The sequence below is a fragment of the uncultured Maricaulis sp. genome (genome assembly GCF_947259345.1).
In the GTDB taxonomy this organism is placed as follows: domain Bacteria; phylum Pseudomonadota; class Alphaproteobacteria; order Caulobacterales; family Maricaulaceae; genus Maricaulis.
This window is the reverse complement of record NZ_CAMYLS010000019.1, coordinates 146,386-168,670: the sequence shown is the minus strand read 5'-3', so window position 1 is coordinate 168,670 and position 22,285 is coordinate 146,386. Positions and strand designations below refer to the sequence as shown.

The 22,285-nt window shown below is 62.0% G+C and carries 21 protein-coding genes; 12 read left to right on the top strand and 9 right to left on the bottom strand.

The genetic code is table 11. The features are described 5' to 3' along the window. The first annotated feature begins 4 nt into the window (after positions 1-4). Positions 5-679, top strand: a complete 675-nt coding sequence (locus tag Q0X62_RS09195) for a sulfite oxidase heme-binding subunit YedZ (protein WP_297734464.1) — start codon at positions 5-7, stop codon at positions 677-679. Here Q0X62_RS09195 and Q0X62_RS09190 read toward each other — a convergent pair. Beyond that, complete coding sequence (locus tag Q0X62_RS09190; protein WP_297734461.1) at positions 619-1,104, bottom strand: hypothetical protein; 486 nt, start codon at positions 1,102-1,104, stop codon at positions 619-621. The genes Q0X62_RS09195 and Q0X62_RS09190 overlap by 61 nt on opposite strands. Before the next feature lie 137 nt (positions 1,105-1,241). On the opposite strand from Q0X62_RS09190, the gene Q0X62_RS09185 reads away from it, so the two are divergent. The 3 genes from Q0X62_RS09185 to Q0X62_RS09175 all read left to right on the top strand — a co-directional run bounded on the left by Q0X62_RS09185 (position 1,242) and on the right by Q0X62_RS09175 (position 4,806). Next, positions 1,242-2,372, top strand: a complete 1,131-nt coding sequence (locus Q0X62_RS09185) for a M14-type cytosolic carboxypeptidase (protein WP_297734459.1) — start codon at positions 1,242-1,244, stop codon at positions 2,370-2,372. A 3-nt stretch (positions 2,373-2,375) separates the two neighbouring features. Continuing rightward, on the top strand, positions 2,376-2,822 hold the full coding sequence (locus Q0X62_RS09180; protein ID WP_297734456.1) for a YaiI/YqxD family protein: 447 nt from the start codon (positions 2,376-2,378) through the stop codon (positions 2,820-2,822). 121 nt (positions 2,823-2,943) lie between these two features. After that, positions 2,944-4,806: a M2 family metallopeptidase gene (locus tag Q0X62_RS09175; RefSeq protein ID WP_297734454.1), complete on the top strand. Its 1,863-nt coding sequence runs from the start codon at positions 2,944-2,946 to the stop codon at positions 4,804-4,806. A 60-nt stretch (positions 4,807-4,866) separates the two neighbouring features. On the opposite strand, the gene Q0X62_RS09170 is transcribed toward Q0X62_RS09175, so the two are convergent. Continuing rightward, positions 4,867-5,451, bottom strand: coding sequence for a HupE/UreJ family protein (locus tag Q0X62_RS09170; protein WP_297734452.1), 585 nt, complete (start codon positions 5,449-5,451; stop codon positions 4,867-4,869). 165 nt (positions 5,452-5,616) lie between these two features. On the opposite strand from Q0X62_RS09170, the gene kynA reads away from it, so the two are divergent. The 5 genes from kynA (at position 5,617) to Q0X62_RS09145 (ending at position 10,169) form a co-directional block, all read left to right on the top strand. Then, on the top strand, positions 5,617-6,465 hold the full coding sequence (gene kynA, locus Q0X62_RS09165; RefSeq protein ID WP_297734450.1) for a tryptophan 2,3-dioxygenase: 849 nt from the start codon (positions 5,617-5,619) through the stop codon (positions 6,463-6,465). Between the two features lie 5 nt (positions 6,466-6,470). Next, positions 6,471-7,100 carry an arylformamidase gene (gene kynB, locus Q0X62_RS09160; protein WP_297734447.1) on the top strand — a complete coding sequence of 210 codons (630 nt, stop codon included), beginning with the start codon at positions 6,471-6,473 and terminating at the stop codon, positions 7,098-7,100. After that, a complete protein-coding gene (kynU, locus tag Q0X62_RS09155) occupies positions 7,097-8,326 on the top strand; it encodes a kynureninase (protein ID WP_297734445.1) in 1,230 nt (409 codons plus the stop codon). Before kynB ends, kynU begins: the two co-directional genes overlap by 4 nt. A 134-nt stretch (positions 8,327-8,460) precedes the next feature. After that, positions 8,461-8,727: an Lrp/AsnC ligand binding domain-containing protein gene (locus Q0X62_RS09150; protein WP_297734443.1), complete on the top strand. Its 267-nt coding sequence runs from the start codon at positions 8,461-8,463 to the stop codon at positions 8,725-8,727. 56 nt (positions 8,728-8,783) lie between these two features. Beyond that, positions 8,784-10,169, top strand: a complete 1,386-nt coding sequence (locus Q0X62_RS09145; protein WP_297734441.1) for an L-serine ammonia-lyase — start codon at positions 8,784-8,786, stop codon at positions 10,167-10,169. On the opposite strand, the gene Q0X62_RS09140 is transcribed toward Q0X62_RS09145, so the two are convergent. From Q0X62_RS09140 to Q0X62_RS09120, 5 genes are all read right to left on the bottom strand, one after another. After that, positions 10,170-11,231 (bottom strand): efflux RND transporter periplasmic adaptor subunit, encoded by a 1,062-nt coding sequence (locus Q0X62_RS09140; RefSeq protein ID WP_297734439.1) that lies wholly within the window; start codon positions 11,229-11,231, stop codon positions 10,170-10,172. It abuts the gene before it with no gap. Between the two features lie 21 nt (positions 11,232-11,252). Beyond that, positions 11,253-14,339, bottom strand: a complete 3,087-nt coding sequence (locus tag Q0X62_RS09135; RefSeq protein ID WP_297734437.1) for an efflux RND transporter permease subunit — start codon at positions 14,337-14,339, stop codon at positions 11,253-11,255. A gap of 153 nt (positions 14,340-14,492) precedes the next feature. Beyond that, positions 14,493-15,152, bottom strand: a complete 660-nt coding sequence (locus Q0X62_RS09130; RefSeq protein WP_297734434.1) for a CoA transferase subunit B — start codon at positions 15,150-15,152, stop codon at positions 14,493-14,495. Beyond that, positions 15,152-15,856 (bottom strand): CoA transferase subunit A, encoded by a 705-nt coding sequence (locus tag Q0X62_RS09125; RefSeq protein WP_297734413.1) that lies wholly within the window; start codon positions 15,854-15,856, stop codon positions 15,152-15,154. The genes Q0X62_RS09130 and Q0X62_RS09125 overlap by 1 nt, the downstream gene beginning before the upstream one ends. Positions 15,857-15,916: 60 nt before the next feature. Further along, positions 15,917-16,831 (bottom strand): YihY/virulence factor BrkB family protein, encoded by a 915-nt coding sequence (locus tag Q0X62_RS09120; RefSeq protein ID WP_297734410.1) that lies wholly within the window; start codon positions 16,829-16,831, stop codon positions 15,917-15,919. A gap of 79 nt (positions 16,832-16,910) precedes the next feature. On the opposite strand from Q0X62_RS09120, the gene Q0X62_RS09115 reads away from it, so the two are divergent. After that, on the top strand, positions 16,911-17,903 hold the full coding sequence (locus Q0X62_RS09115; protein WP_297734408.1) for a WYL domain-containing protein: 993 nt from the start codon (positions 16,911-16,913) through the stop codon (positions 17,901-17,903). Positions 17,904-17,909: 6 nt separating this feature from the next. On the opposite strand, the gene Q0X62_RS09110 is transcribed toward Q0X62_RS09115, so the two are convergent. Beyond that, entirely contained in the window at positions 17,910-18,158 is a 249-nt protein-coding gene (locus Q0X62_RS09110) for a hypothetical protein (protein WP_295690856.1), read from the bottom strand. 319 nt (positions 18,159-18,477) lie between these two features. On the opposite strand from Q0X62_RS09110, the gene Q0X62_RS09105 reads away from it, so the two are divergent. Continuing rightward, positions 18,478-19,644: a pentapeptide repeat-containing protein gene (locus Q0X62_RS09105; protein WP_297734406.1), complete on the top strand. Its 1,167-nt coding sequence runs from the start codon at positions 18,478-18,480 to the stop codon at positions 19,642-19,644. Between the two features lie 9 nt (positions 19,645-19,653). On the opposite strand, the gene Q0X62_RS09100 is transcribed toward Q0X62_RS09105, so the two are convergent. Continuing rightward, positions 19,654-20,748 carry a CaiB/BaiF CoA-transferase family protein gene (locus tag Q0X62_RS09100; RefSeq protein ID WP_297734403.1) on the bottom strand — a complete coding sequence of 365 codons (1,095 nt, stop codon included), beginning with the start codon at positions 20,746-20,748 and terminating at the stop codon, positions 19,654-19,656. 95 nt (positions 20,749-20,843) lie between these two features. Between Q0X62_RS09100 and Q0X62_RS09095 the strand changes: the two genes are divergently transcribed. Further along, positions 20,844-22,160 carry a hypothetical protein gene (locus tag Q0X62_RS09095; RefSeq protein ID WP_297734401.1) on the top strand — a complete coding sequence of 439 codons (1,317 nt, stop codon included), beginning with the start codon at positions 20,844-20,846 and terminating at the stop codon, positions 22,158-22,160. The last annotated feature ends 125 nt before the right edge of the window (positions 22,161-22,285 follow it).

Below are 22,285 nucleotides of genomic sequence, written 5' to 3'. Positions count from 1 at the left end.
ACCCATGGCCCGCAATCCCCTCCTGCGCACCTTCAGTCGCCATCTCCTTAAGCCGCTGACCTTCTGGCTGCTCGCCCTGCCCGGGATCTGGCTGGCTTGGCAATGGGCCATGCTGCTCAACGGGCAGCCGCACGGGCTCGGCTTCAATCCGATCGAGACCACGCATCGCTTTCTCGGGGACACCGCGATCCGGATTCTTCTGATCTCGCTCGCTGTGACGCCCATTCGCGATCTGACGAAGTGGGGGCCAATCATGATGGTGCGGCGCCGGATCGGCCTGGCGGCCTTCTGGTACGCACTCCTGCACATCCTGGCCTATCTCGGGCTCGACCTCTTTATCGAAGCCGGGACGGCGAGCGGCGCTATGGCGGCCCTGTGGCGCGATGTGACGGACCGCATCTACATCACGCTCGGCATGAGTGCCTTCATCCTGCTGATTCCCATGGCGATCACGTCTTTCAACGGGATGCAGCGCTTGCTGGGGTCGCGGCGCTGGCAGGGTCTGCACCGGCTCGTCTATCCCCTGGCCATCTTGGCGGTGCTGCATCACGGCTTCATGGTGAAAGGCTTCCAGCTCGCCCCGTGGATCCATGGCGGCATTCTCGCCGCCTTGCTCGTCTATCGCCTGGTTGGAATGAAGGCCCGAAAGAGGCCGCAACCGAGCGCCAGCAAATCCTGACGCTTGATCACCAGCAAGCCCAGGCAGGACAGCCAGACCAGGCAAGCGGCCACAAACAATCCTCCACCATCCGAGTTCGGATCAATGCCGAGCGGCGTGAAGAGGTGGAAGCTGATTGCCCCGGTCATGATCGCCAGACCCAGAGCACTACCGGCGACCTGAAGGCGCCGAAAAGCGGGTATAAATCCAATCAATAGGAGTGCAGAAGCAACAAGTTCGGCAGAACCGATCACGTATTGGCTGAACAGGCCGGTATGATCAAACAGGCCCGGCGCGCCAAGGCTCGTCGCCCAGCCATCGAGCCGACCGAAGATTTCCTGCGTCTCCGGTGCGTCGGTGAATTTATAGCGCAGCGAGTCGAGAAAGATCGCCGAGACAAAGAGCGGCAATCCAAAGCGAACGATGCGCGATAGCCAGATCATCATGTTGTGTATCTCCCGAGCCGACGCCCCGGGGCGTCATCCAACAATCCTCGACGCAGGTGCGCCATCGATTGGCCGTGCGATATGGTCTATCAGCTTCACAAGCGAGTCACCCTTTAGCGATCAATCCGGAGCGCCTCATGTCACTTCACATCACCGACGCCTTCGACAGCGGCAATATTGAGGTTCTCGACGCCGCAGATCCGGGCCGGATCCGGCTGGAAATCCGCAAGGACAAGGACTCGGATTTCTATCAATGGTTCCATTTCCGCGTCACCGGCGCGATGGGCGAACAGCTCACCATGGCGATCGAGAATGCCGGCGGTGCAGCCTATCTGGAAGGCTGGCCCGGCTATCAGGCCTGTGCCTCCTATGACCGCGAAACCTGGTTCCGGATCGACACCGACTATGCGGAGGGGGTGCTGACCCTGCACCATGTCCCGGAAGCCGACACGGTCTGGTTTGCCTATTTCGCGCCCTTCTCCATGGAACGTCATCAGGACCTGATCGCCTGGGCTCAATTACACCACGCCGTTGAACTGGAAGTCCTTGGCGAGACGCTGGACGGACAGACCATGGACTTGCTGACGGTTGGCGAGGCCGACAGTGCTACCCGAACGATATGGGTCACGGCGCGCCAGCATCCCGGTGAGACGATGGCAGAATGGTGGATGGAGGGTTTTCTCGGTCGTTTGCTCGATGATGATGATCCGGTCGCCCGCAAGCTGCGCGAGCACGCCGTCTTTCACATTGTCCCGAACATGAATCCCGACGGTTCCAAGCGCGGTCATCTGCGCACCAATGCCAAGGGCGTCAATCTGAACCGCGAATGGGACAAGGCCACGCCGGAGAATTCACCGGAAGTCTTCCATGTCCTCGGCCGCATGCGCGAGACGGGCATTGATCTCGCCCTCGACGTCCATGGCGATGAGGCCCTGCCCTATAATTTCATCGCCGGTGGCGAGGGCGCGCCGAATTTCGATGCGCGCGGCCAAGACTTGCTGGATGGCTACAAGGACGCGCTCTGCCTCGCCAGCCCGGATTTCCAGACCGAGCATGGCTATGATGTGGATGCGCCGGGCACGGCCAATCTCTCGGTCTGCACCAATTATCTGGCCAATGAATTCAAATGCCTGGCGATGACTCTGGAGATGCCGTTCAAGGACAATGCGGACCTGCCCGATCCGGAATTCGGCTGGTCGCCCGAGCGCTGCCGCAAGCTGGGCGCCGCCAATCTGGACGCCATGCTGGCCACGGTCGGCGAGCTCTAGACGATGACCATCTATGTCGATGCCGACGCCTGCCCTGTGAAGGATGAGATCATCCGCGTGGGTGAGCGACATCAGACCGAGATGCTGTTTGTCTGCGATGGCGGTCTGCGGCGCCCCAATTCTCAATGGGCTCGGCTGGTCATTGTTGAAGGCAAGCTGGACGCAGCCGATGACTGGATCGCCGACCATATCGGACCGGGCGATGTCTTCGTGACAGCTGATATCCCGCTGGCCGATCGCTGTATCAAGGCTGGCGCGATCGGGATTGATCCACGCGGGAAACTCTGGACCGAGGACAATATCGGCGCCTCATTGGCGACCCGGAACCTGATGACCGATTTGCGCGAGACCGGGACGGTGACCACGGGCGCAAAACCCTTTGGACCCAAGGACCGGTCCGCCTTTTTGGATGGCATGGAACGCGTCATGCGTGCCGCAGCGGCGCGATAGCCGTGTATCGTCGGTTATGCGCACACTTTTGCGTGGGAACGTCTTGACCTGCACGTCAAGGCCCTCAGGATAGCGTCCGATAGCCAAACCTGCCTTGTGAGGCAGATGGGGAGAAATGATCATGAAACGATTGATGGCGGGCGTCGCATCCGGCGCCCTTCTGGCCGTCTTGGCCGGGTGCAGTGCACCGACCGAAACACCGGCAGGCGGCAGTGAGACCGCAGCCGCGAACTCGTCCAGCGATGCGGCGGTGACGGTCGCCGATGCTGAACGCTTCCTGGCTGATGCCGAAAGCGAGCTGCGTGAATTCAGCGAGTTCGGCGCCCGCACAGCCTGGGTACAGAATAATTTCATCACCTATGACACCAACTGGCTGCTGGAGCGGATGTCGACCCAGGGCACGGAGATGGCGGTCCGCCTGGCAACAGAAACCGCGCGCTACAACGAGCTCGACCTGTCGACCGAGATGGCGCGCAAGATGAATGTCCTGCGAGCCGGCATCACCCTGCCCGCCCCGTCCGACAGTGCTGCGGCCGCGCGCCTGTCGGAACTGACGACGCGCATGGGGTCCGCCTATTCCACCGGTCTCATGGAAATCGACGGCGAAATGGTCGATCACAATGAGCTGGAAAACATCATGCGGACCAGCCGTGATCCGGAATTCCTGTCCCATGTCTGGGCCGGCTGGCGCGACAGCTATGATCCCGAGCAGATGTCGGCCGATTATGCCGAGATGGTCGAAATTGCCAATGCCGGCGCTCGCGATCTGGGTTTCTCCGACCTCGCCGAGATGTGGCTGTCGAATTACGACATGCCGGCGGCCGAGATGGAAGCGGAAGTCGAACGCCTCTGGGGCCAGGTCGAGCCGCTCTACGAACAGCTTCACTGCTATGTGCGTGACGACCTCAACGACCTCTATGGCGATGAGGTCCAGGCGGCTGAAGGGCCGATCCGGGCTGACCTGCTGGGCAATATGTGGGCCCAGTCCTGGGCCTCGCTCAGCGACGTTGCCTCTGTCAGCGATGCCGGCCCGGCCTATGATTTGACCCAGCTCCTGGTCGATGCGGACTATGATCCGATCCGGATGACCGAGACGGCCGAGACCTTCTTCACCTCTCTGGGCATGGAAGAACTGCCCGACACGTTCTGGGATCGCTCCTTGATCGTCCAGCCACGCGATCGCCAGGTGGCGTGCCACGCGTCGGCCTGGAATCTGGATAGTGAGGAAGACCTCCGGATCAAAATGTGTACCCGCGTGAACGCCGATGATTTCGTCACCGTGCACCACGAGCTGGGCCACAACTTCTACCAGCGCGCTTATAATGATCAGGACTTCCTCTTCCAGGGCGGCGCCCATGATGGTTTCCATGAAGCCATCGGGGATTTCATCGCCCTGTCGGTCACGCCGGACTACCTGGTCCAGATCGGCCTGCTCGATCCCGCCGACGTGCCGGACGCCTCGGCGGACCTCGGCCTGTTGATGGATACGGCGCTCGACAAGATTGCCTTCCTGCCTTTCGCCGTGATGATGGATCAGTGGCGCTGGCGCGTGCTGCGCGGTGAGATCCAGCCGGAAAACTATAATGAAGCCTGGTGGGAATTGCGCGAGAGCTATCAGGGCATTGTGCCGCCGGTCGAGCGTGGCGACGGTGCTTTCGACCCGGGCTCGAAATACCACATCGCCAATAATGTCCCCTATCTACGCTATTTCCTGAGCTTCATCATGCAGTTCCAGTTCCACGAAGCGGCCTGTGAAATGGCCGGTTGGGAAGGCCCGCTGCATCGCTGCTCGATCTACGGCAATGAAGAGGTCGGTGCCCGCTTCAACGCGATGATGGAAATGGGTGCAAGCCAGCCCTGGCCGGACGCGCTGGAAGCCTTCACCGGCACGCGTGAGATGGATGGCTCGGCCATCATCGCCTACTTCCAGCCGCTGATGACGCATCTGGAAGAGCAAAACGCCACCCGCGACTGCGGCTGGTAAACGACGTGTCATAACGCAGACAAGGCGGCTCCATACGGGGCCGCCTTTTTTGTGTCCGCGCTAGCCGCCAAGGAAGACCCGTTCGACGGTCCACCACAAGGCCATCAGGGCGATGGCGCCCGAGGCGAACCGGACCAGCCATGGATACCAGGAAGCATCGGCGAAGCGGTGCAGTATCAGCCAGCAGGCTGCGACAATCGTCAGCTGCCCGGCCTCGACGCCGACATTGAAGCTCAGCAGCGAGGGCAGGATCTGATCCTGCGGAATGCCGTAATCGGTCAGCACCCCGGCGAAACCCAGCCCATGAAAAAGGCCGAAAGCGAAGACAATGGCCGGACGCCAGCGCGTCATGTCCTTGAAGACGAGGTTCTCGATCGCCACGAAGGCAATGGACAGGGCGATGATCGGCTCGACGATCGACGCATCCAGGCTGACATAGCCGAGAACCGCCAGGCCCAGCGTGATCGTGTGGGCCAGCGTGAAAGCGGATATTTGCCAGACCAACGGTTTCATCCGGGTCGAGGCAAAGAAAAGCGCCAGCACGAAGAGGATATGATCCAGGCCGCGCGGCAAGATGTGGATATAGCCCTGTTGCAGATAGAGCCCGATCACATCCCAGACTGTCTGTTCGCTCGCGGCTTCCATCGCTATCTCCCCCCTGAAGACCCGCGGCAAGCTAGGCAAGCAGACGACCGGCATCAAGCGTCGCACGCGGTTGCCAGCCCGCTGCCTTAGCCCCTACACCTCTCGCAACGACGACGGTGCCGGCGAGTCGTTCGGGCTCGCGGCCGGAGAACGGGGAGTATCGGTATGAGCGAGACATTTTCGTCCCGGGTGGACGTGTCCGGCGAGGACATTCACTGGGACTTCAAGGACGAGATGTCCTATGGCGGCTATCTCGCCCTCGACACCCTGCTTGCCGCACAAAGGCCGATCACCGACGAACATGATGAAATGCTCTTTGTGGTCATCCATCATGTCGCTGAGTTGTGGATGAAGCTGGTTCTGCACGAGACCGAGGCCGCGCTGGCCGATCTGTGCCGTGATGATGCCGGCCCGGCGCTCAAGAAATTCGCCCGCGTCAGCCGCATCCAGGAGCAATTGATCCAGGCCTGGGACGTGCTCGCCACCATGACCCCGGCCGACTACCTGGCTTTCCGGGACAAGCTGGGCGCCTCCTCCGGATTTCAGTCCTTCCAGTATCGCACGCTGGAATTCCGGCTGGGCAACAAGAATGCGACCCTCGCCCGGGTCCACGCCGACAATCCACCCGCTCGCGCGATGGTGGAAGGCGCACTCAATGCGCCCAGCCTGTGGGATGAGACCCTGCGCTGGCTCAGCCGCAAGGGCTATGACATTCCTGCGGACAAGCTCGAGCGGGACTGGTCGGAACCGTATGAGGCCAGCGAGGCGGTCGAGGCAATCTGGCGCGCAATCTATCGCGACAGCGACACGCATTGGGAGGCGTATGAGCTGGGCGAGAAGCTGGTCGACCTGGAACACAAATTCCAGCAATGGCGCTTCAACCACATGAAAACCGTCGAGCGCATCATCGGCTATCGCCGCGGCACGGGCGGCACAGGTGGCGTGTCCTATCTGATCAAAGCGCTCGATCTGCGCTTCTTCCCGGAAATCTGGACCGTCCGGACCTCGCTCTGATCGCCATGGCCAAGCTCTGGGACATTTCACAAACCCTGCGGTCCGGACTGCCGGTCTGGCCCGGCGACACAGCATTCGCCTGTGACGCGGTCTGGACGATCGGGCCGGATTGCCCGGTCAAGGTTTCCCGTCTGACCCTGTCCACCCACAGCGGCGCCCATGCTGATGCGCCCAGTCATTATGACCCGGACGGGGATGATATGGCCGCCGCCGATATCGACGTCTATGTCGGCCTCTGCCGATTGATCACGGCACAGGGGAGTGGCTCCCACGTGCATCCGGGTGATTTGGACTGGGAAAAGATCGGCGCGTCAGAGCGCGTTCTGATCCGCACCTATTCAAAATTCCCACACGAGACCTGGGACAGTGATTTCCGCGCCCTTCATGCCGACACCATCCATGCGCTCGCCGCCGCCGGGTGCCGGCTGGTCGGGGTGGATTCCGCATCGCTTGATCCGGAGACGTCCAAAACCATGGATGCCCATCATGCCGTGCAAAGGCATGGCCTGCGCATCCTGGAAGGTCTGGTCTTCGACGATGTGCCTGACGGCGCTTATGAATTGATCGCCCTGCCCCTGAAGATTGCGGGCGCCGATGCCGCGCCCGTCCGGGCTGTTCTGAGAGAGCTGACATGAAAACACGTGATGCGATAAAGGCCCTCGATGCGGCCGACCCGCTGGCCGGCTTCAAATCACGCTTCGATCTGCCGGATGGCGTTATCTATCTGGACGGCAATTCGCTCGGCGCGCGGCCTGCCAGCGTGCCGGCCCGCATGGAGGACGTTCTCCGTCAGGAATGGGGTGAGGATCTCATCCGCTCCTGGAACACGCATGACTGGATCAATGCCCCGCGCCGACTGGGTGCCAAGATCGCCCGACTGATTGGCGCAGACGCCGATGAAGTGCTGGCGGGCGAATCCACCTCTGTGAATATTTTCAAAGCCTTGTGCGCGTGCCTTCAACTCAAACCCGGGCGTTCCGTCATTCTGTCGGAGACCGGCAATTTCCCGACCGATGCCTATATGATGGAAGGTCTCGCGACCCTTTCAGGCGGTCGCATCCGCCAGCGTCTGGTCGAAACCTCCGAGATTGCGGAGGCGCTCGACGACGATGTTGCGGCCCTGCTCCTGACCCACACGAATTACAAATCGGGCCGCCTGCACGACATGAAGGCTCTCACCCACCTCGCCCAGGCCCGGGGTATTCCGGTGATCTGGGACCTCAGCCATTCGGCCGGCGCCCTGCCGGTTGAACTCAATGATTGTGGCGCCGACTTCGCCGTGGGCTGCGGCTATAAATATCTCAATGGCGGCCCCGGTGCGCCAGCCTTCCTTTTCGTCGCCAAGCGTCACCAGGAGGTGGTGTCTCCCATCCTGTCCGGATGGCTCGGCCATGCCCGGCCCTTTGCCTTCGAAGACCAGTACGAACCAGCCCCCGGGATTGACCGGTTTCAGTGCGGGACGCCGGCCATTCTCGGCCTGGCCGCGCTGGAATGCGGCCTCGACATCATGCTGGAAGCAGACATGGACGCGATCCGGACCAAGTCCCGGGCGCTGGGCGGTCTCTTCATCGAACAGGTTGAGGAGCGGCTGGACGGGTTCGAGCTGCGAAGCCCGCGCGACGCGCAGCAGCGTGGCTCGCAAGTCTCCTTTGCCCATGAACACGGCTACCCGATCATGCAAGCCCTGATCGCGCGGGGCGTGATCGGGGATTTCCGGGCGCCGGATATCCTGCGCTTCGGCTTCACACCGCTTTATGTCGGTTTCGAAGACGTGGCCCGGGCTGTGGATCATCTGGTCGAGGTGATGACGGCGGAGGAGTGGCGTGAGCCGCGCTTCAACCAACGTGCCGCTGTGACCTGAGCCGCGCGCGATTTCGCACTGGCGAACGCCCGCCGAGCCTGTCACACAGGCGGTTCAACCGGCCAATACTTGCCGATAGTGTCACACCCGCCTGGCCGCCCGGATGGCGGCAGTTTGAGCCCGAGGAGTTTTCCATGCGCCAGTTCTACGTCTTCATCAAATGCGAGCTCGGCCACACCTATGATGTTGCCGCCAAACTGGTCGACAATCTCGACGAGGCGCCCATGGTGCATTCCATCTCCGGCGCTTTTGACCTGCTGGCCCGCTTCACGCTCCAGGACGAAGCCGATATCGGCCGTTTCGTGAACCAGAAGGTTCAGACGATCGAGGGCATCAAGGACACGCAGACCATCATCTGCTTCAATGCTTTCACACGTGACCAGGGCCTCGGCGACGACTAGTCGAACCACGACGCCCCACGGCCACCCTCCATCATCGCAACTCAGCGAGTATCGCCATGCATTTCGGTGTTTTCGACCTCTTCAAGATCGGTGTCGGGCCCTCTAGCTCGCATACTGTCGGGCCGATGAAGGCCGGCAAGGTTTTTGTCGAGCGCGTCATGGCCGAACAGGCAGAGCGTCCGATCGCACGCCTGCAGACAGAGCTGTACGGCTCACTGGCCCTGACCGGCCTGGGTCATGGCACGGATACGGCTGTCCTGCTTGGACTGGAGGGCCAGGATCCGGCAAGGATCAATCCCGACACCATCCCGGATCGCCTCGCCCGCATTCGGTCCGAGCAGACGCTGCGCTTGAGCGATGGCCGGGAAATCCCGTTCGAAGAGCGCAAGGACCTGGATTTCCGCGGTGATATTCGCCTTCCCTTTCACTCCAACGCACTGAAGTTTCGCGCTCTGGACGAAGCCGGCGAGATCATTCGCGAGGAAATCTGGTACTCAATCGGCGGCGGTTTCGTGATCGATGAACACGAGGCGGGGCGCAATTCCGCTGCCGACGTGAAGGAAGGCGAGCCCTATCCTTTCAACTCGGCGGCCGAGCTGCTGGAGATTGGTGAACGCACCGGCCTGTCCATCTATCGCATCATGCTGGCCAATGAGCGCACCTTCCTGCCCGATGATACGATCCGGGCGGGGATTGAAGGTCTGTGGCGGGCGATGGAGGACTGTATTGATCGCGGCCTCAAACAGGACGGCACCCTGCCCGGCGGCCTCAATGTGAAACGCCGCGCGCCCAAGATGAATCGCGACTTGATCGCCGAACCGGTGGATCCCAAGAAGGACCCACTGGCCGCGATGGACTGGATCAATCTGTGGGCGATGGCGGTGAATGAAGAGAATGCCGCCGGTGGCCGCGTCGTCACCGCGCCGACCAATGGCGCGGCTGGCATCATCCCTGCCGTCGCCCGCTATTTCGACAAATACCATCGTGACCAGGATGATGAAGAAGCCCTCCAGCGCTTTTTCCTGACAGCCGCCGCGATCGGTTCGCTTTACAAGAAAAACGCGTCGATCTCCGGTGCGGAGGCCGGCTGTCAGGGCGAGGTTGGCGTCGCCTGTTCCATGGCCGCCGCGGCACTCGCCGCTGCCATGGGCGCCAATAATGCCCAGATCGAGGACGCCGCCGAGATCGGCATGGAGCATAATCTCGGTCTGACATGCGACCCGGTTGGCGGGCTGGTGCAAATCCCCTGTATCGAACGCAATGCCATTGGCGCCATCAAGGCCATCGACGCCGCCCGTCTCGCCCTCAAGGCGACCTCGGCCGACATGAAAGTCTCGCTCGACCAGGTCATCGAGACCATGCGTCAGACCGGTGTCGACATGCAGGAGAAATACAAGGAAACCAGCCAGGGCGGCCTGGCCGTGAACGTGGTCGCCTGCTGATCAGGCGTCCTCGCCCAGCTCGCTGACTGTGCGGCCTTCCGACAGGGTTTCCGCCCCCGAGACGACAACGCGCTGACCGATCTCCACCTCGCCATCAATCGCGATATAGCCATCAGTACGCACGCCGGGCGCGACCGCGACCTGGTGGGCAATGTCCTCGTCATCGACGACAAAGACGAAGTTTCCATTGGCCCGCAAAATGACCGCGTCATAGGGCGCGGCGAGCTGTGTGCGAGGCGTTTCGGTGGGCAGGGCTACCCGGGCAGCCGAGCCGATAATCCAGTCTGACCCCTCCAGGTCTATGCGGACCTCAAAGGTCCGCGAAACAGCATCGCCAACCGGGATGATCGCCCGGATCGGCGCGCGAACGGACGTGCTGTCGGACAAGGACAGCGTGACATCCATTCCGACCCGAAGATAGGGCGCGACGGCAACCGGGACCTGAGCCACGGCTTCCTTGTGCTCGATATCAACCAGGCGGGCGATATCGCGCCCGGGTGCCGACAATTCCCCGACCTGGATCAGGCGTTCGGCCACACGCCCGGAGAACGGCGCGCGGATTTGTGTGCGCTCCAGGACCAGCTCGGCCCGGTCGAGTGCAGAGCGGGACTCGCGGGCATCCTGGACGGCCAGATCCCGCGCTAGCTCAACCTCGCGCAAACGCGTGGCCGGCACGGTGCCATTTTCTGCCAATTGTTGATAACGCGCCGCCTCGGCATTTTGATAGCTGGCATTGGCGGCGGCACGAGCGTGACGCGCGCGGGCCGATTCCAGTTCGATGCGCGCCTGGCGATCATCCATCTGCGCGATCAGCCCGCCTTCCTCCACCTCGTCACCGGGTTCCGCGATAAAGGTGATCCGGCCGGACGCTTCCGCGGCGATCTGGGCATCATTGCGCGACATCACGCTCCCCGGCGTGTTGATGGTCCGCGCCATGTCCAGTGACACGATCTCGGAGGTTCGAACCACGGCAGGTGGCGGCGCCTGTTGGGCCAGCGCGGCGGGGCTGGCGAGCGCCAGGATCAGCAGCGCGAGCGTCAGTTTGAGAGTTTGAGCCAGCATGAGGGGTCTCCGCGGGTCAGCCTATTCGGCCGGTTGGACTTGGGAATCGGCTTGCGTCAGGTGCGCCTTGGCGCCCTCGCCGAGCCTGAGCAGGCAGGGGATCAGGATCAGGGTGAAGACCAGGCTGATACTCATCCCGCCCACAATCGCCGCGGCAAGACCGCGATAGATCGCACTGCCCACCCCGGGGACAAGCAGCAGCGGGAGCATGCCCAGCAAACTGGTCATGGTCGACATGAAGATGGGTCGCAACCGCATGCGCAACGCCGCCTCCACAGCATCGCGTCGGCCCAGCCCCTCACGTTCACCCTGGCGGGTCTGATCGACCAGAAGGATCGCATTATTGATCACAAGGCCGAGCAGGATGACGAAGCCCATCATGGTCAAAAGGTCGAGGGGCTGTGTCACGAAGAGATTCAGGATCTGCAACATAGCCACACCGCCCACACCGGCCAGCGGTATCGAGACCAGCACCAGCACGGCATCCCACAATGAACGGAACATCCCGGCGAGGATCAGGAAGAGGATGACCATCGCCATACCCATATTCATCAGCATGGTGTTGATGGCCCGGTCCAGACTGTCGGCGCTGCCGCCGTAAACAACTGTTCCATCTGCCGGCAGTTCGGCGCGAATGACCGGTTCAACCTCTTCCTGAACGACCGAGAGGATTTCCTCGAGCGAAACGCCATCCGGCTGGTTGATATTGATCGTCACCGTGCGACGCCGGTTGAGGCGTTGAATGCCCCCGACGCCAACCTCTTCTCGCACCTCCACGAGATCGCCCAGCGGCACAATGGCGCCGCTCGGCGTCGCGATCGGCAGACCGGCCAGCTGGTCGGGCGTATCCCACCCTTGCGAACGCAGGATAATGTTCATTCGGCTCTCGCCGTCGAAATACTCGCCAATGAACTGGCCATCCCCGAGCATGGCAATCATGCCGGCCACATTCCGTCGGGCCCAGCCCGCTTCCTGGATACGCCGGTCATTGGGTACCAGTGTCAGCCGAGGCTGTGTCGATTGTGGCGGCGGGTTGGCATTGATGTTAACGCCCGGAAAGCGCTCTCGCAGCATTTGCAAACCCGCCTGTGTTGCGCGGGCGCGCGCCTCCGCATCCGATGACTGGATATTGACCTGGATATTTCCACCCTGGGAGAACCCGCCAAACAGGCTGCCCTGCTGGGCAAAGCCAATCACATCGGGGATGCCGGTGATGATCTCCTCCCGCACAATGCGCTCGAGCTCACCGACCCGGGACTGGTCTTCCACGCGGATACCGGCCGTTGCACCGCCGCCGCCCGGAAAGGTCCCGAAATAGTAATTCCGCAAGGCCGGCTCGCGCTCGCCCGACATATAGGGCGCGAGGCGCTCGATCACGGTCGCAGCGACCTCCTCCTCGACCCAGTCGAGATTGGAGCCGGGTGGAAACATGAAAAAGGCATCGACCGCATCACGGCGAACCGGTGGCAGATAATCCATGTCCGGGCGTTGGAACCAGGTGAAGACCATAGGAAGGACGATGAGCGCGGTGACCATCCCGATCCGACGGCGCGGACTGTCACTGACCATGAGCACAAAATCGGCAACCCGGTTGAGAATGGGCTGTGCGGTGACAGTCTTGCGGTCCCTCACCCAGTGCTTCACCGCAACAGGAAGAACGGTGACGGCGACGATCATCGATATGGCGACGCCGACCGCGATCGTCACGGCGAGATCGGCGAATATCTGCCCTTCCGCACTACGCGTGAAGATGATGGGCAGGAAGATCGCGACGGTCGTCGTCGTCGAAGCAAGCAAAGCACCCCAGACCTGCTGCGCACCCTTGTCGGAGGCGGTATCCGCGTCTTCGCCCGCCTCCCTTCGCCGAATGATGTTCTCCAGCACAATGATCGCCGCATCCATGACCATGCCCGTGGCAAAGGCCAGCCCCGCCAGCGAGATCACATTGAGCGAGCGGCCGAGCAGGAAGAGGACGATCAGGGTTGAAAGCAACGAAACCGGGATGGCGAGCGAGATGATCAACGTCGCCCGGGCCCGGCGCAGGAAGAGCCAGAGACCAAAGATAGCCAGCACGACGCCAAGCAGCAGATTAGTTCGCAAAAGATCGATCGCCCGCATTATAAAGACCGAGGCATCAAAGGACGGCGCCATGACCAGCTGGCGATCGGCCAGCAAAGTCTCGTTGATCTCGGCGACTTCCGCCTTCACTGCATCGAGAGCCGCGAGGACATTGGCGCCCTGCTGGCGTCGCACTTCGATTCCGATGGCCGGATTGCCGTTCTGGTAGGTAAAGTTATTGCGTTCGCCGTAATTGACCTCGACGGTCGCGACATCGCCCAGCCGGACCGGCGTGCCATCGCGCCAGACAATCACCAGTTCGTCGAGCTCCTCCGGCTCGAACTCGCCCTCGAACCGCATCTGGTAGGAGCGGCGGCCGATCTCGGCATTGCCCCCTGAGACATCCGAATTATTGACAATGGCGCCAGAGATTTGCGGCAGCGTGACGCCCAGCGCCGCGGCGCGATAGGGGTCGATCGTGACCTGCAATTCCTCCGGCCGCTGACCCCAGCCGATCTGCACGCTGGCGACCCCCGGGATCGATTCCAGGCGCGGAATGATCGAGTCCTCAACGAAGGCGGAATAGTCGTGAATCTCGTTCGGATTGCCCGGCAAGGCCTGCATGAAGAACCAGATCAGACTCTGCTGCGCATCACCGCCAAAGCCGCCAATATTGGGGCCGACCGCATCACGCGGGAGCGGCGGCAATTGCGACAGGCGATTGGAGATATCAATCGCCGTCTGCGTCATGTCGGTTTCAAGCGCGAAGGTCAGATTGATAAAGGCCGAGCCCTCACCGACAAAGACGCGCATCTCCTCAAGCCCCGGCAGACCGGTGAGCAATTGCTCCTGGGGCTCGATGATTTCGCTTTCCATCTCCAGCGGCGAGGCCGAGCGCCAGAATGTCGCGATATTGACCTGGGGCCGCTCTGTGTCCGGGAAGAGCTGGATCGGCAATTTGGTGAAGGCGACAACGCCCATAAGCGCGATCAGCGCGATCCCGACGAATACGGCGGCCGGGTTATTCAGCGACAAGCGTGTCAATGGCATGTGAGTCTCCCTCGCATGCCGGTCCTAACCGACCCGACCTGTCCAGCACCATGAAACCCGGATTAAACAATGCTAAGGCGGTTCACGCATCGGTGAACCGCCTTAGAAATTCTCAACCAGAAAGCGGAAATCCACCCCTGCCTTCGGACTGTATCAGGCCGCTTCGTGTGCGATCAGATTATCAGCAACCGTGTATTTGGCCTCAGTCTGTTCCGCCACCAGTTCGAGCGTTGCGCCCGGCGCGAGCTCGATCAGATTCAACCCGCCTTCAACCACGTCGAACACACCCAGCGTGGTGATGATCCGGTGGACGCAGGCCTGGCCCGTCAGCGGGAGCGAGCATTCCTTGAGGAGCTTGGGCTCACCCTTCTTGTTGGCGTGGTCCATGATGACCACGACACGCTTGACGCCGGCCACCAGATCCATCGCGCCGCCCATGCCCTTGACCAGCTTGCCGGGGATCATCCAGTTGGCGATATCGCCGGTCTCAGAGATCTCCATCGCGCCCAGGATGGACAGGTCAATATGGCCGCCGCGGATCATCGCGAAACTGTCCGCCGAGGAGAAATAGCTCGTGCGACGCAGTTCGGTGATGGTCTGCTTGCCGGCATTGATGAGATCCGGGTCGACTTCATCGTCATAGGGGAACGGCCCCATGCCCAGCATGCCGTTTTCCGACTGCAGGGTGACGTCGATATCCTCGGCGATGTGATTGGCCACCAGGGTTGGGATGCCGATGCCGAGATTGACGTAGAAACCATCTTCCAGTTCCTGGGCAGCACGGGCCGCCATTTCATCACGTGTCCAGGCCATTATGCGACCTCCCTTTCACGAATGGTGCGTTGCTCGATGCGCTTTTCGAAGCTACCGACAAAGAGGCGCTGGACGAAAATGCCTGGCGTGTGGATTTCGTCCGGATCGAGCGAACCGAGTTCAACGACTTCCTCGACTTCGGCCACAGTGACCTTGCCGGCCGTTGCCATCATCGGGTTGAAATTGCGGGCCGTTTTGCGGAAAACAAGATTCCCTTCGGGATCAGCTTTCCAGGCCTTCACGATGGAGATATCTGCCTTCAGGCCGGTTTCCATGATGTAGGTCTCGCCGTCGAACTCTCGATGTTCCTTGCCTTCGGCGATCAGCGTGCCGACCCCCGTCTTGGTGAAGAAACCGGGAATGCCGGCGCCGCCTGCTCGGATACGCTCGGCGAGCGTGCCTTGCGGATTGAACTCCAGCTCCAGCTCACCGGACAGGAATTGGCGCTCGAACTCCTTGTTTTCACCGACATAGGAGGAGACCATTTTCTTGATCTGCTTGGCATCGAGCAGAACGCCAAGGCCAAAGCCATCGACGCCGCAATTATTGGAAATCACGGTCAGGTCCTTCACGCCGGCCTTGTGCAAGGCGGCGATGGAATTTTCCGGAATGCCGCACAGGCCGAACCCGCCCGCCATCACCGTCATCCCGTCGAAGACCAGGCCATCCAGTGCAGCCTGGGCGTCGGCAAATACCTTTTTCATGCGAACCCCGTCTCGAAGTTGATATTCGGTTCATGTTTATATCGCGCGCGCAGCAAATAGCTAGCCCGCGTCTGAAATCCCTTCGCCATCCTCGCGTGCAGCCCGCACGCGATTATCGATTTCGATGGCAAGCGCGCCGCCAAAGAAGACGGCATAGGCGGACCAATAAATCCACAGAAGGAAGACGACAAGTGCACCGAGGGAGCCATAGACGCCGAAATCGATCACTTCACCGACATAGGTTGAAAAACCTTTCGACAGCCCCAGCCAGAGCGCAGTGGCGACAAGCGCTGCCACGGTTGAGGCCCGCCAGCTCACCGCGCGTTTCCGCTTCCGCATGGTCACACGGTAGAGCAGTTCAAGCGCCACGAACATGAAGGTTGCGGCCACGCTCCACTCATTTATGAGCGAATCCAGATTCAGAGCGTCGAGGCCAAGCGCGTGGAAAAGGCGAGCCAGCAGGACGGGGATCAGCAGGACGGCGAGATTGGCCGCGGTCAACAAGGCGCCGCCGACCAGCACACTCATCATCGCCAGGATGTTGAACTGCAGGATATTGCGGATATCCCGGTCCTCTGCGAGATGGTTGAGACCGGCTATGATCGCCTTGGCCCCGCGCGAGGCGGCAAAAAGGGCAATCACCAAGGCGATGAAACCATTCAATGACAGGGCGGCGATCGGGGCATCCGCAAGCCGGCCCATCTGTCCAAGTACGAAATCCTGCGCGCCTGGCGGCATGATCTCGGCGAAACGGGCAATCTGCTGCTCCGCATCCGAGGCTGAAAAGATCAGGCCGTAGGCCGACATGGCCAGGGCGATGGCGGGAAACAGTGCGAGCATTCCGAAGAAGGAGGCGCCTCCCGCGAACAGCATCACATCCCGCGCCATCGCGCGTGAGATGGCGGCAATGATGACATCGATGATCCGCAAGATCAGATGGCGTTGCGGCGAGGCCGGCTTGAGTGGTTCGTCCATGTCCTGTCGAATGCAAGTCGCGAGCCGTTGAGTCTATCAGATACACGGCTTGTGCGGCGAAGGAATTCAGGGAAGTGCCATGTCCTTTTCGAAAGCGGTCGACCTCCTGCGGCTGGCCCGCCTTGCCAGCAATTATGGTGGCATTTCACTGGCCGAAATCGAATCCGAGTTCGAATGCGTCAGGCGCACCGCGCAGCGCATGACCCAGGCCCTGGAGCAGGTCTTTCCGGATACCGAGGATTATGTCGATGGCGACGGCATCAAGCGCTGGCGGGTGCCGCGGCGGCGGGTCGGCGAGTTCTTCGCCCCCCAGGCCGATGAAGTCGCCGCCCTTGAATTGGCAGTGTCGACGCTCGAGCGCGAAGGCCTCAAGCGCGAAGTCAGCCAGTTGCGCAGCCTGCGTCAGACCATCGACCTCTTGATGCCAGACAAGCGCCGGGCCGGGCTCGAAGCCGATGAGGAGGCCCTCCTCGAGGCGATGGGGCACGCGGCACGACCCGGCCCCCAACCCGCCTCCGACCCGGCTGTCGATGCCGCCATCGCGCAAGCGCTCAAAGGCCCTTTCATTCTGAAAATCCGCTATCGGGGGCGCCGCGATGAAACCGCCCGCGAACGCTGGATCGAGCCCTATGGCCTGTTACTGGGCGCGCGGCGCTATCTCGTCGGGCGCGACCGTGACCGCGAAGACGGGCATATGCGCCATTTTCGGGTCGAGGATATCGAGGTCGCAGAGGCAACCGAGGACTGGTTCGCCCGCGCCCCGGACTTTGATTTCGACGCCTACGCCAATCGCGCCTTTGGCGTGTTCCAGGATGACCGGGAGTTCGGTGAAGTCGTGTGGCGTTTCACGCCGGCGGCCGCGCCGCACGCAGCGCGCTACCGCTTCCATCCCGGGCAGACCAGCGACACCGGCGTCGATGGCAGCCTGACCATTCGCTTTGAGGCCTGTGGCTGGCTGGAAATGTGCTGGCATCTCTATGCCTGGGGCGACCAGGTTGAGGTCCTCGCGCCCGCCGAACTGGCGGAGATGGTCCGGGATTATCGCCGCAGCGACTTTCCCGGCCTGCCCTGAGCTCGGTCAGCGAATGGCGATACGGACACTTTCCGGCTTTTGCCAGGATGGCATGGAATGCCCGTCCGCCGTGCTCATCGCCAGCTGGTAGCCCTTATTGAGATAACGGCAGACCGACCGCAAATCCTCGACATGGAGGCAATCGATCTCATCGCCAGGGCGTTGCATGCGGTAAAATCCGTCCCGAAAACGGTGAGGCACCACATTGCGCAGACCGCTGACACCGTCGACATAAGCATTGATTGCAATCGCCATCCTGATCTCTCCATCGCGTATCGCTTCGTTGAAGATCACAATGACCGGCCTGCAGGACAAAACCTGTCACCCCGGAAGTCTGTCGAGCAAATCGCAAAAAGAAACGCCGGTCATTGGGGGTGACCGGCGTTTCGGGGGCTATCTTTACGATACTGAGTCCAGCGAACGAGCGAGGGACTAAAAAGGTTGTCCGCTGATCTCGATAATGAAGATGCCCTACGCGCCCTGAACCCGACATGAACACTTTCCTGAACCGCTTGTGCTCGGCTATCCTGCGGTGGAAACACCCTGTTTTCAGCTATCCCGAACCGGACGCCGCTTGTCGCAAACCACCTCGTCTCCAATCGATCAGTCTGCGCTGGATCGCATTTGCGAGGGGCACCGTCGTCTCCTGGCAGGCGAGGCCGACGGCTGCCTCGCAGATCTTGCCGATTCTGGGCTGGCAGGGCTGAGCCTGGCGGGCCGCGACCTGCGCGATGCCGATCTGAAAGGCGCATGCTTGGATGATTGCGACCTCACCGACGCCAATCTGACCGGCGCCCGGCTTTCCGGTGCGTCACTGGTCGGCGCGAAACTGGTCCGGTGCCAGCTCGACGGGGCCGATCTTCGGGGCTGCAATTTCACCGATGCCGACATGAGCGCAGCCCACTGCACCGGCGCGGACTTTCGGGAGTTGACGCTGCCAGCGGCAGCGGATGGCACCGGCTTGGCGTCCTTGAAAGCCACGCGTCTGGACAAAGCAAGCCTGTGCGGGTCGGTCCTGGATCAGGCTCGTCTGGCCGGTATCAGCGCTCGCAAGACACGATTTGATGAGGCCAGCCTCGCCGGTGCGCGTTTCAACCGCGCTGATCTGGAGGAGGCTGTTTTCGCTGGCGCTCTGTTTGACGGGACCGGGTTCGGCAGCGCCAATCTCACCAATGCCGACTTCCGCAATTGCGATGAGCAGGCCGCCGATACCGCCATGGCGACGATCAAAGGCCTTTTGACCGGTGCCCTGCCCGATCAACCCGACCTGCCGGAATTACCTGTGGACACGGATTCGCGCACAGCGCAGCAACGCCTCGATGATCATGCCAAACGGGTCAGAACCGGTGGCAAGGACGGGCAAACAGCCCGTCTCGACGGGCTCGACCTGCGGCGCGTAGACGGAATGCAAGGCGCAGCGCTGACCGCGCTCCAGGCCGTGCGCGCCAATTTCTCCGGGCTCGACATGCGCGAAGCCGAACTACAGGGCGCCCGCCTGACCGGTGCCGATCTCCGCCGGTGCGATCTGCGCGGTGCCGATTTACGCGGCGCGGATCTGGCGGGCGCCAACCTTTCCCATGCCGACCTTCGCAACGCCAATCTGTCGCCGCTGGAGTTGGGCGCGACGCGGCAGCTTCCGGTCAATCTGACGGGGGCGCGTCTGCGTTACGCCGATTTACGTGGCTGCGATCTCTCACAAGCGAAAGCCGAGGGTGTTGATGCCGAGCATGCCCGGCGTTGAGACGCGGCATCATCTCTCGCTGAGCCAGTCGGCCAGAACCTCATCCTGATCGGCGCCCGGCACTGCCGCGGGTCCTTGAATCGCGCCAGGTGTCGCCGAAAAGCGGGGCGCTGGCGCGGGTTGCCGCACGCCATCGAGTTCGGCATGCACACCCCGCTCGAGCATGTGAGGATGGCGTGCCGATTCCTCATAGTTCAGCACCGGTGCGAAGCAGGCATCCGTTCCCTCCAGCAGCGTGCACCAGTGATCGCGGGACTGACTCTTGAACATCGCCGCCATCGCAGCTTTGGCCTCAGGCCACCCCTTGCCGCTCCAGTCCGCCGGAAAGGCTTCGCCGTCAAAGCCGGTCTTGTCGCACAACAGGGCGAAAAATTCCGGCTCGAGCGGCCCGACCGAAATGAACCCGCCATCGGCACATTCATAGACGCTGTAGAAGTGCGCCGCACCGTCGAGGAGATTGGTGCCACGTTGCGGGGACCAGAGGCCAAAGGCTGCCAGCTGATACTGGGACGCCATCAATGAAGTCGCGCCATCGACGATGGCGGCATCGACCACCTGCCCCTCACCGCTTGCGCGCGCATGATGGAGCGCTGCCAGAACGCCGAAGCCGAGATACATGGCCCCGCCGCCGAAATCACCGACGAGATTGAGCGGGATGGCCGGTTTCTCGCGATCCCCAATCGCATCGAGGGCGCCGGTCAAGGCTACATAGTTGAGATCATGCCCGGCCGCGTGGGCGAGCGGCCCATACTGTCCCCACCCTGTCATGCGGCCATAGACCAGAGCCGGATTCCGCGTCAGCGCGACGTCCGGCCCGAGGCCGAGACGCTCCATGACGCCCGGTCGATAGCCTTCCAGCAGAATGTCCGCGCTCGCGATCAGGCGGCGCGCGGTTTCCAGGTCCGTTTCATCCTTCAGATTGAGGGCCACCGATCGCCGCCCTCGGGCGAGAATGTCAGCCGCGCCCCCACCGTGGGCGCCGGGCCGGTCGATGCGCACCACATCCGCGCCCATGTCGGACAGCATCATGCCACAGAAGGGCGCCGGTCCCAGACCGACAAACTCCAGCACTTTAACGCCTTTTAGAGGACCTTGAGCTTTCATGGGGGTTCACCTCGCGAATCATTCTTCTTGAAAGCGTGGCACTTGTGGCAAACTCACGGAATACCGGAGGTCCGGCGACGATGACTGGGGGACGAATGGGACGCGAACTCGACGTTCTCGTATTCGGCTTGTCCGAACGCGTGGATGGCCTGGCCGAGCAGCTGGGACGCCTGGCGCTCAAATCCCGACTCGTCCGGGCCGATAGCCCGCCCGCCCGCCGCCATCATGACTGGGCGGTGGCTGTCATTCTGGCTGAATGTGACCGTGATGTCGAAGACGGTATCAAGGCCTTTGAACGATTTGCGCCCGGCGAACGCCCCTTGCTTGTGGTCGGCCCGGAGAGTTTCGGGCCGCCGGAGCAGGTCGATGCCTGGATCCGCGAGCCCGCGCCGGCCGTTCAGATCGCAGCCCGAATTCGCGCCCTCTTCCGTCTCCACACGATGGAGATCATCGCCCGGCGCCGGACCGAGGTCAGCGCGCTCTACGGCCAGAAACCCGGCCTGGTCGAACGGCAGGATCAACCGCCCTGCGTGCTTTATGTTGGCGATGCGTCACCGCGCTTCATGGCCCTGCAGCACACATTGGCATCGGTCGGCGCGGATATTGTTGCGGCCTTCTCGTCCTATTCCGCGTTCGACTATCTGCACGAGCGCCCGTTTGACGCAGTCGTCCTGAATGCAGCCGGCAAGCGCGATATCGCCTTCACGATTTCCTCCGCCATGCGCCGCAATGCCCGGCTCTATCACACGCCAGTCCTGCTTCTGACAGATGATGTTGATACGACGGCTGCCGAGGAAGCCTTCGCTCGCGGTGTCTCTGACCTCTTGCCGCCGCGCACGGATGATGACGAGCTGCGCGAGCGCGTCCTCACCCTGACGGACGAGCGCCGTCGCCGCCGGGAAGCCAAGGCTATACTGGAATCCTGCCGCGACACCCGGTCTCTCGATATCGAGACCGGCCTGTTCCATCCCGCCTATCTGACGGCACATGTCGAGGATCTGCTTCAGGCCAGTGCACGCGACGAGCTGAATTTCTCAATGATTGCGTTGCAAGTCCTGCTGCCCGAGGGCAGCGAGCGGCCTGACGATGTCTCGGCGGAGAAGGCGCGACGTCAGTTCGCCGCCATGCTGCGACATCTTCTGCGTACGGAGGATGCGGCGGCACGGTTCGACAAGGATGTCTTCCTCGCAGTCCTGCCCTTCACCAATGCGGTCGGGATTGATTGTGTTGCCGCCCGTGTCGCCGCCATTGCCGAATGTACAGCGTTCGAGAGCGATGACCCGCTACGCCCCTTCCGGCTGAGCGTGCGCGCTGCACCTGTTCAGACACGCCCAGGTGAAACGGCTGACGCCCTTGTCGAGCGCGCTCGCCGCTCTCTCATCCGACCCTCTGCGGTGATCGCGAGCGCCTAATCGGCCGGACTTCCCGCATCACGCCCCGCGAGACGCCATACACCCGCAGCCAGGCAGAGAAGGCTGACCGCCATCGCGCCGCCAACCAGCTGCCACAATCGTGTGCGGGTGCGTATCTGACGAGC

What these genes read in the sequence shown, in the direction of transcription:
- kynB (WP_297734447.1), top strand. Translation starts at nt 6,471, where the DNA reads ATGGCCAAGCTCTGGGACATTTCACAAACCCTGCGGTCCGGACTGCCG.
- Q0X62_RS09135 (WP_297734437.1), bottom strand. Translation starts at nt 14,339, where the DNA reads ATGCCATTGACACGCTTGTCGCTGAATAACCCGGCCGCCGTATTCGTC.
- Q0X62_RS09100 (WP_297734403.1), bottom strand. Translation starts at nt 20,748, where the DNA reads ATGAAAGCTCAAGGTCCTCTAAAAGGCGTTAAAGTGCTGGAGTTTGTC.
- kynA (WP_297734450.1), top strand. Translation starts at nt 5,617, where the DNA reads ATGAGCGAGACATTTTCGTCCCGGGTGGACGTGTCCGGCGAGGACATT.
- Q0X62_RS09190 (WP_297734461.1), bottom strand. Translation starts at nt 1,104, where the DNA reads ATGATGATCTGGCTATCGCGCATCGTTCGCTTTGGATTGCCGCTCTTT.
- Q0X62_RS09140 (WP_297734439.1), bottom strand. Translation starts at nt 11,231, where the DNA reads ATGCTGGCTCAAACTCTCAAACTGACGCTCGCGCTGCTGATCCTGGCG.
- Q0X62_RS09110 (WP_295690856.1), bottom strand. Translation starts at nt 18,158, where the DNA reads ATGGCGATTGCAATCAATGCTTATGTCGACGGTGTCAGCGGTCTGCGC.
- Q0X62_RS09115 (WP_297734408.1), top strand. Translation starts at nt 16,911, where the DNA reads ATGTCCTTTTCGAAAGCGGTCGACCTCCTGCGGCTGGCCCGCCTTGCC.
- Q0X62_RS09180 (WP_297734456.1), top strand. Translation starts at nt 2,376, where the DNA reads ATGACCATCTATGTCGATGCCGACGCCTGCCCTGTGAAGGATGAGATC.
- Q0X62_RS09125 (WP_297734413.1), bottom strand. Translation starts at nt 15,856, where the DNA reads ATGAAAAAGGTATTTGCCGACGCCCAGGCTGCACTGGATGGCCTGGTC.
- Q0X62_RS09145 (WP_297734441.1), top strand. Translation starts at nt 8,784, where the DNA reads ATGCATTTCGGTGTTTTCGACCTCTTCAAGATCGGTGTCGGGCCCTCT.
- kynU (WP_297734445.1), top strand. Translation starts at nt 7,097, where the DNA reads ATGAAAACACGTGATGCGATAAAGGCCCTCGATGCGGCCGACCCGCTG.
- Q0X62_RS09175 (WP_297734454.1), top strand. Translation starts at nt 2,944, where the DNA reads ATGAAACGATTGATGGCGGGCGTCGCATCCGGCGCCCTTCTGGCCGTC.
- Q0X62_RS09120 (WP_297734410.1), bottom strand. Translation starts at nt 16,831, where the DNA reads ATGGACGAACCACTCAAGCCGGCCTCGCCGCAACGCCATCTGATCTTG.
- Q0X62_RS09095 (WP_297734401.1), top strand. Translation starts at nt 20,844, where the DNA reads ATGGGACGCGAACTCGACGTTCTCGTATTCGGCTTGTCCGAACGCGTG.
- Q0X62_RS09195 (WP_297734464.1), top strand. Translation starts at nt 5, where the DNA reads ATGGCCCGCAATCCCCTCCTGCGCACCTTCAGTCGCCATCTCCTTAAG.
- Q0X62_RS09150 (WP_297734443.1), top strand. Translation starts at nt 8,461, where the DNA reads ATGCGCCAGTTCTACGTCTTCATCAAATGCGAGCTCGGCCACACCTAT.
- Q0X62_RS09130 (WP_297734434.1), bottom strand. Translation starts at nt 15,152, where the DNA reads ATGGCCTGGACACGTGATGAAATGGCGGCCCGTGCTGCCCAGGAACTG.
- Q0X62_RS09185 (WP_297734459.1), top strand. Translation starts at nt 1,242, where the DNA reads ATGTCACTTCACATCACCGACGCCTTCGACAGCGGCAATATTGAGGTT.
- Q0X62_RS09170 (WP_297734452.1), bottom strand. Translation starts at nt 5,451, where the DNA reads ATGGAAGCCGCGAGCGAACAGACAGTCTGGGATGTGATCGGGCTCTAT.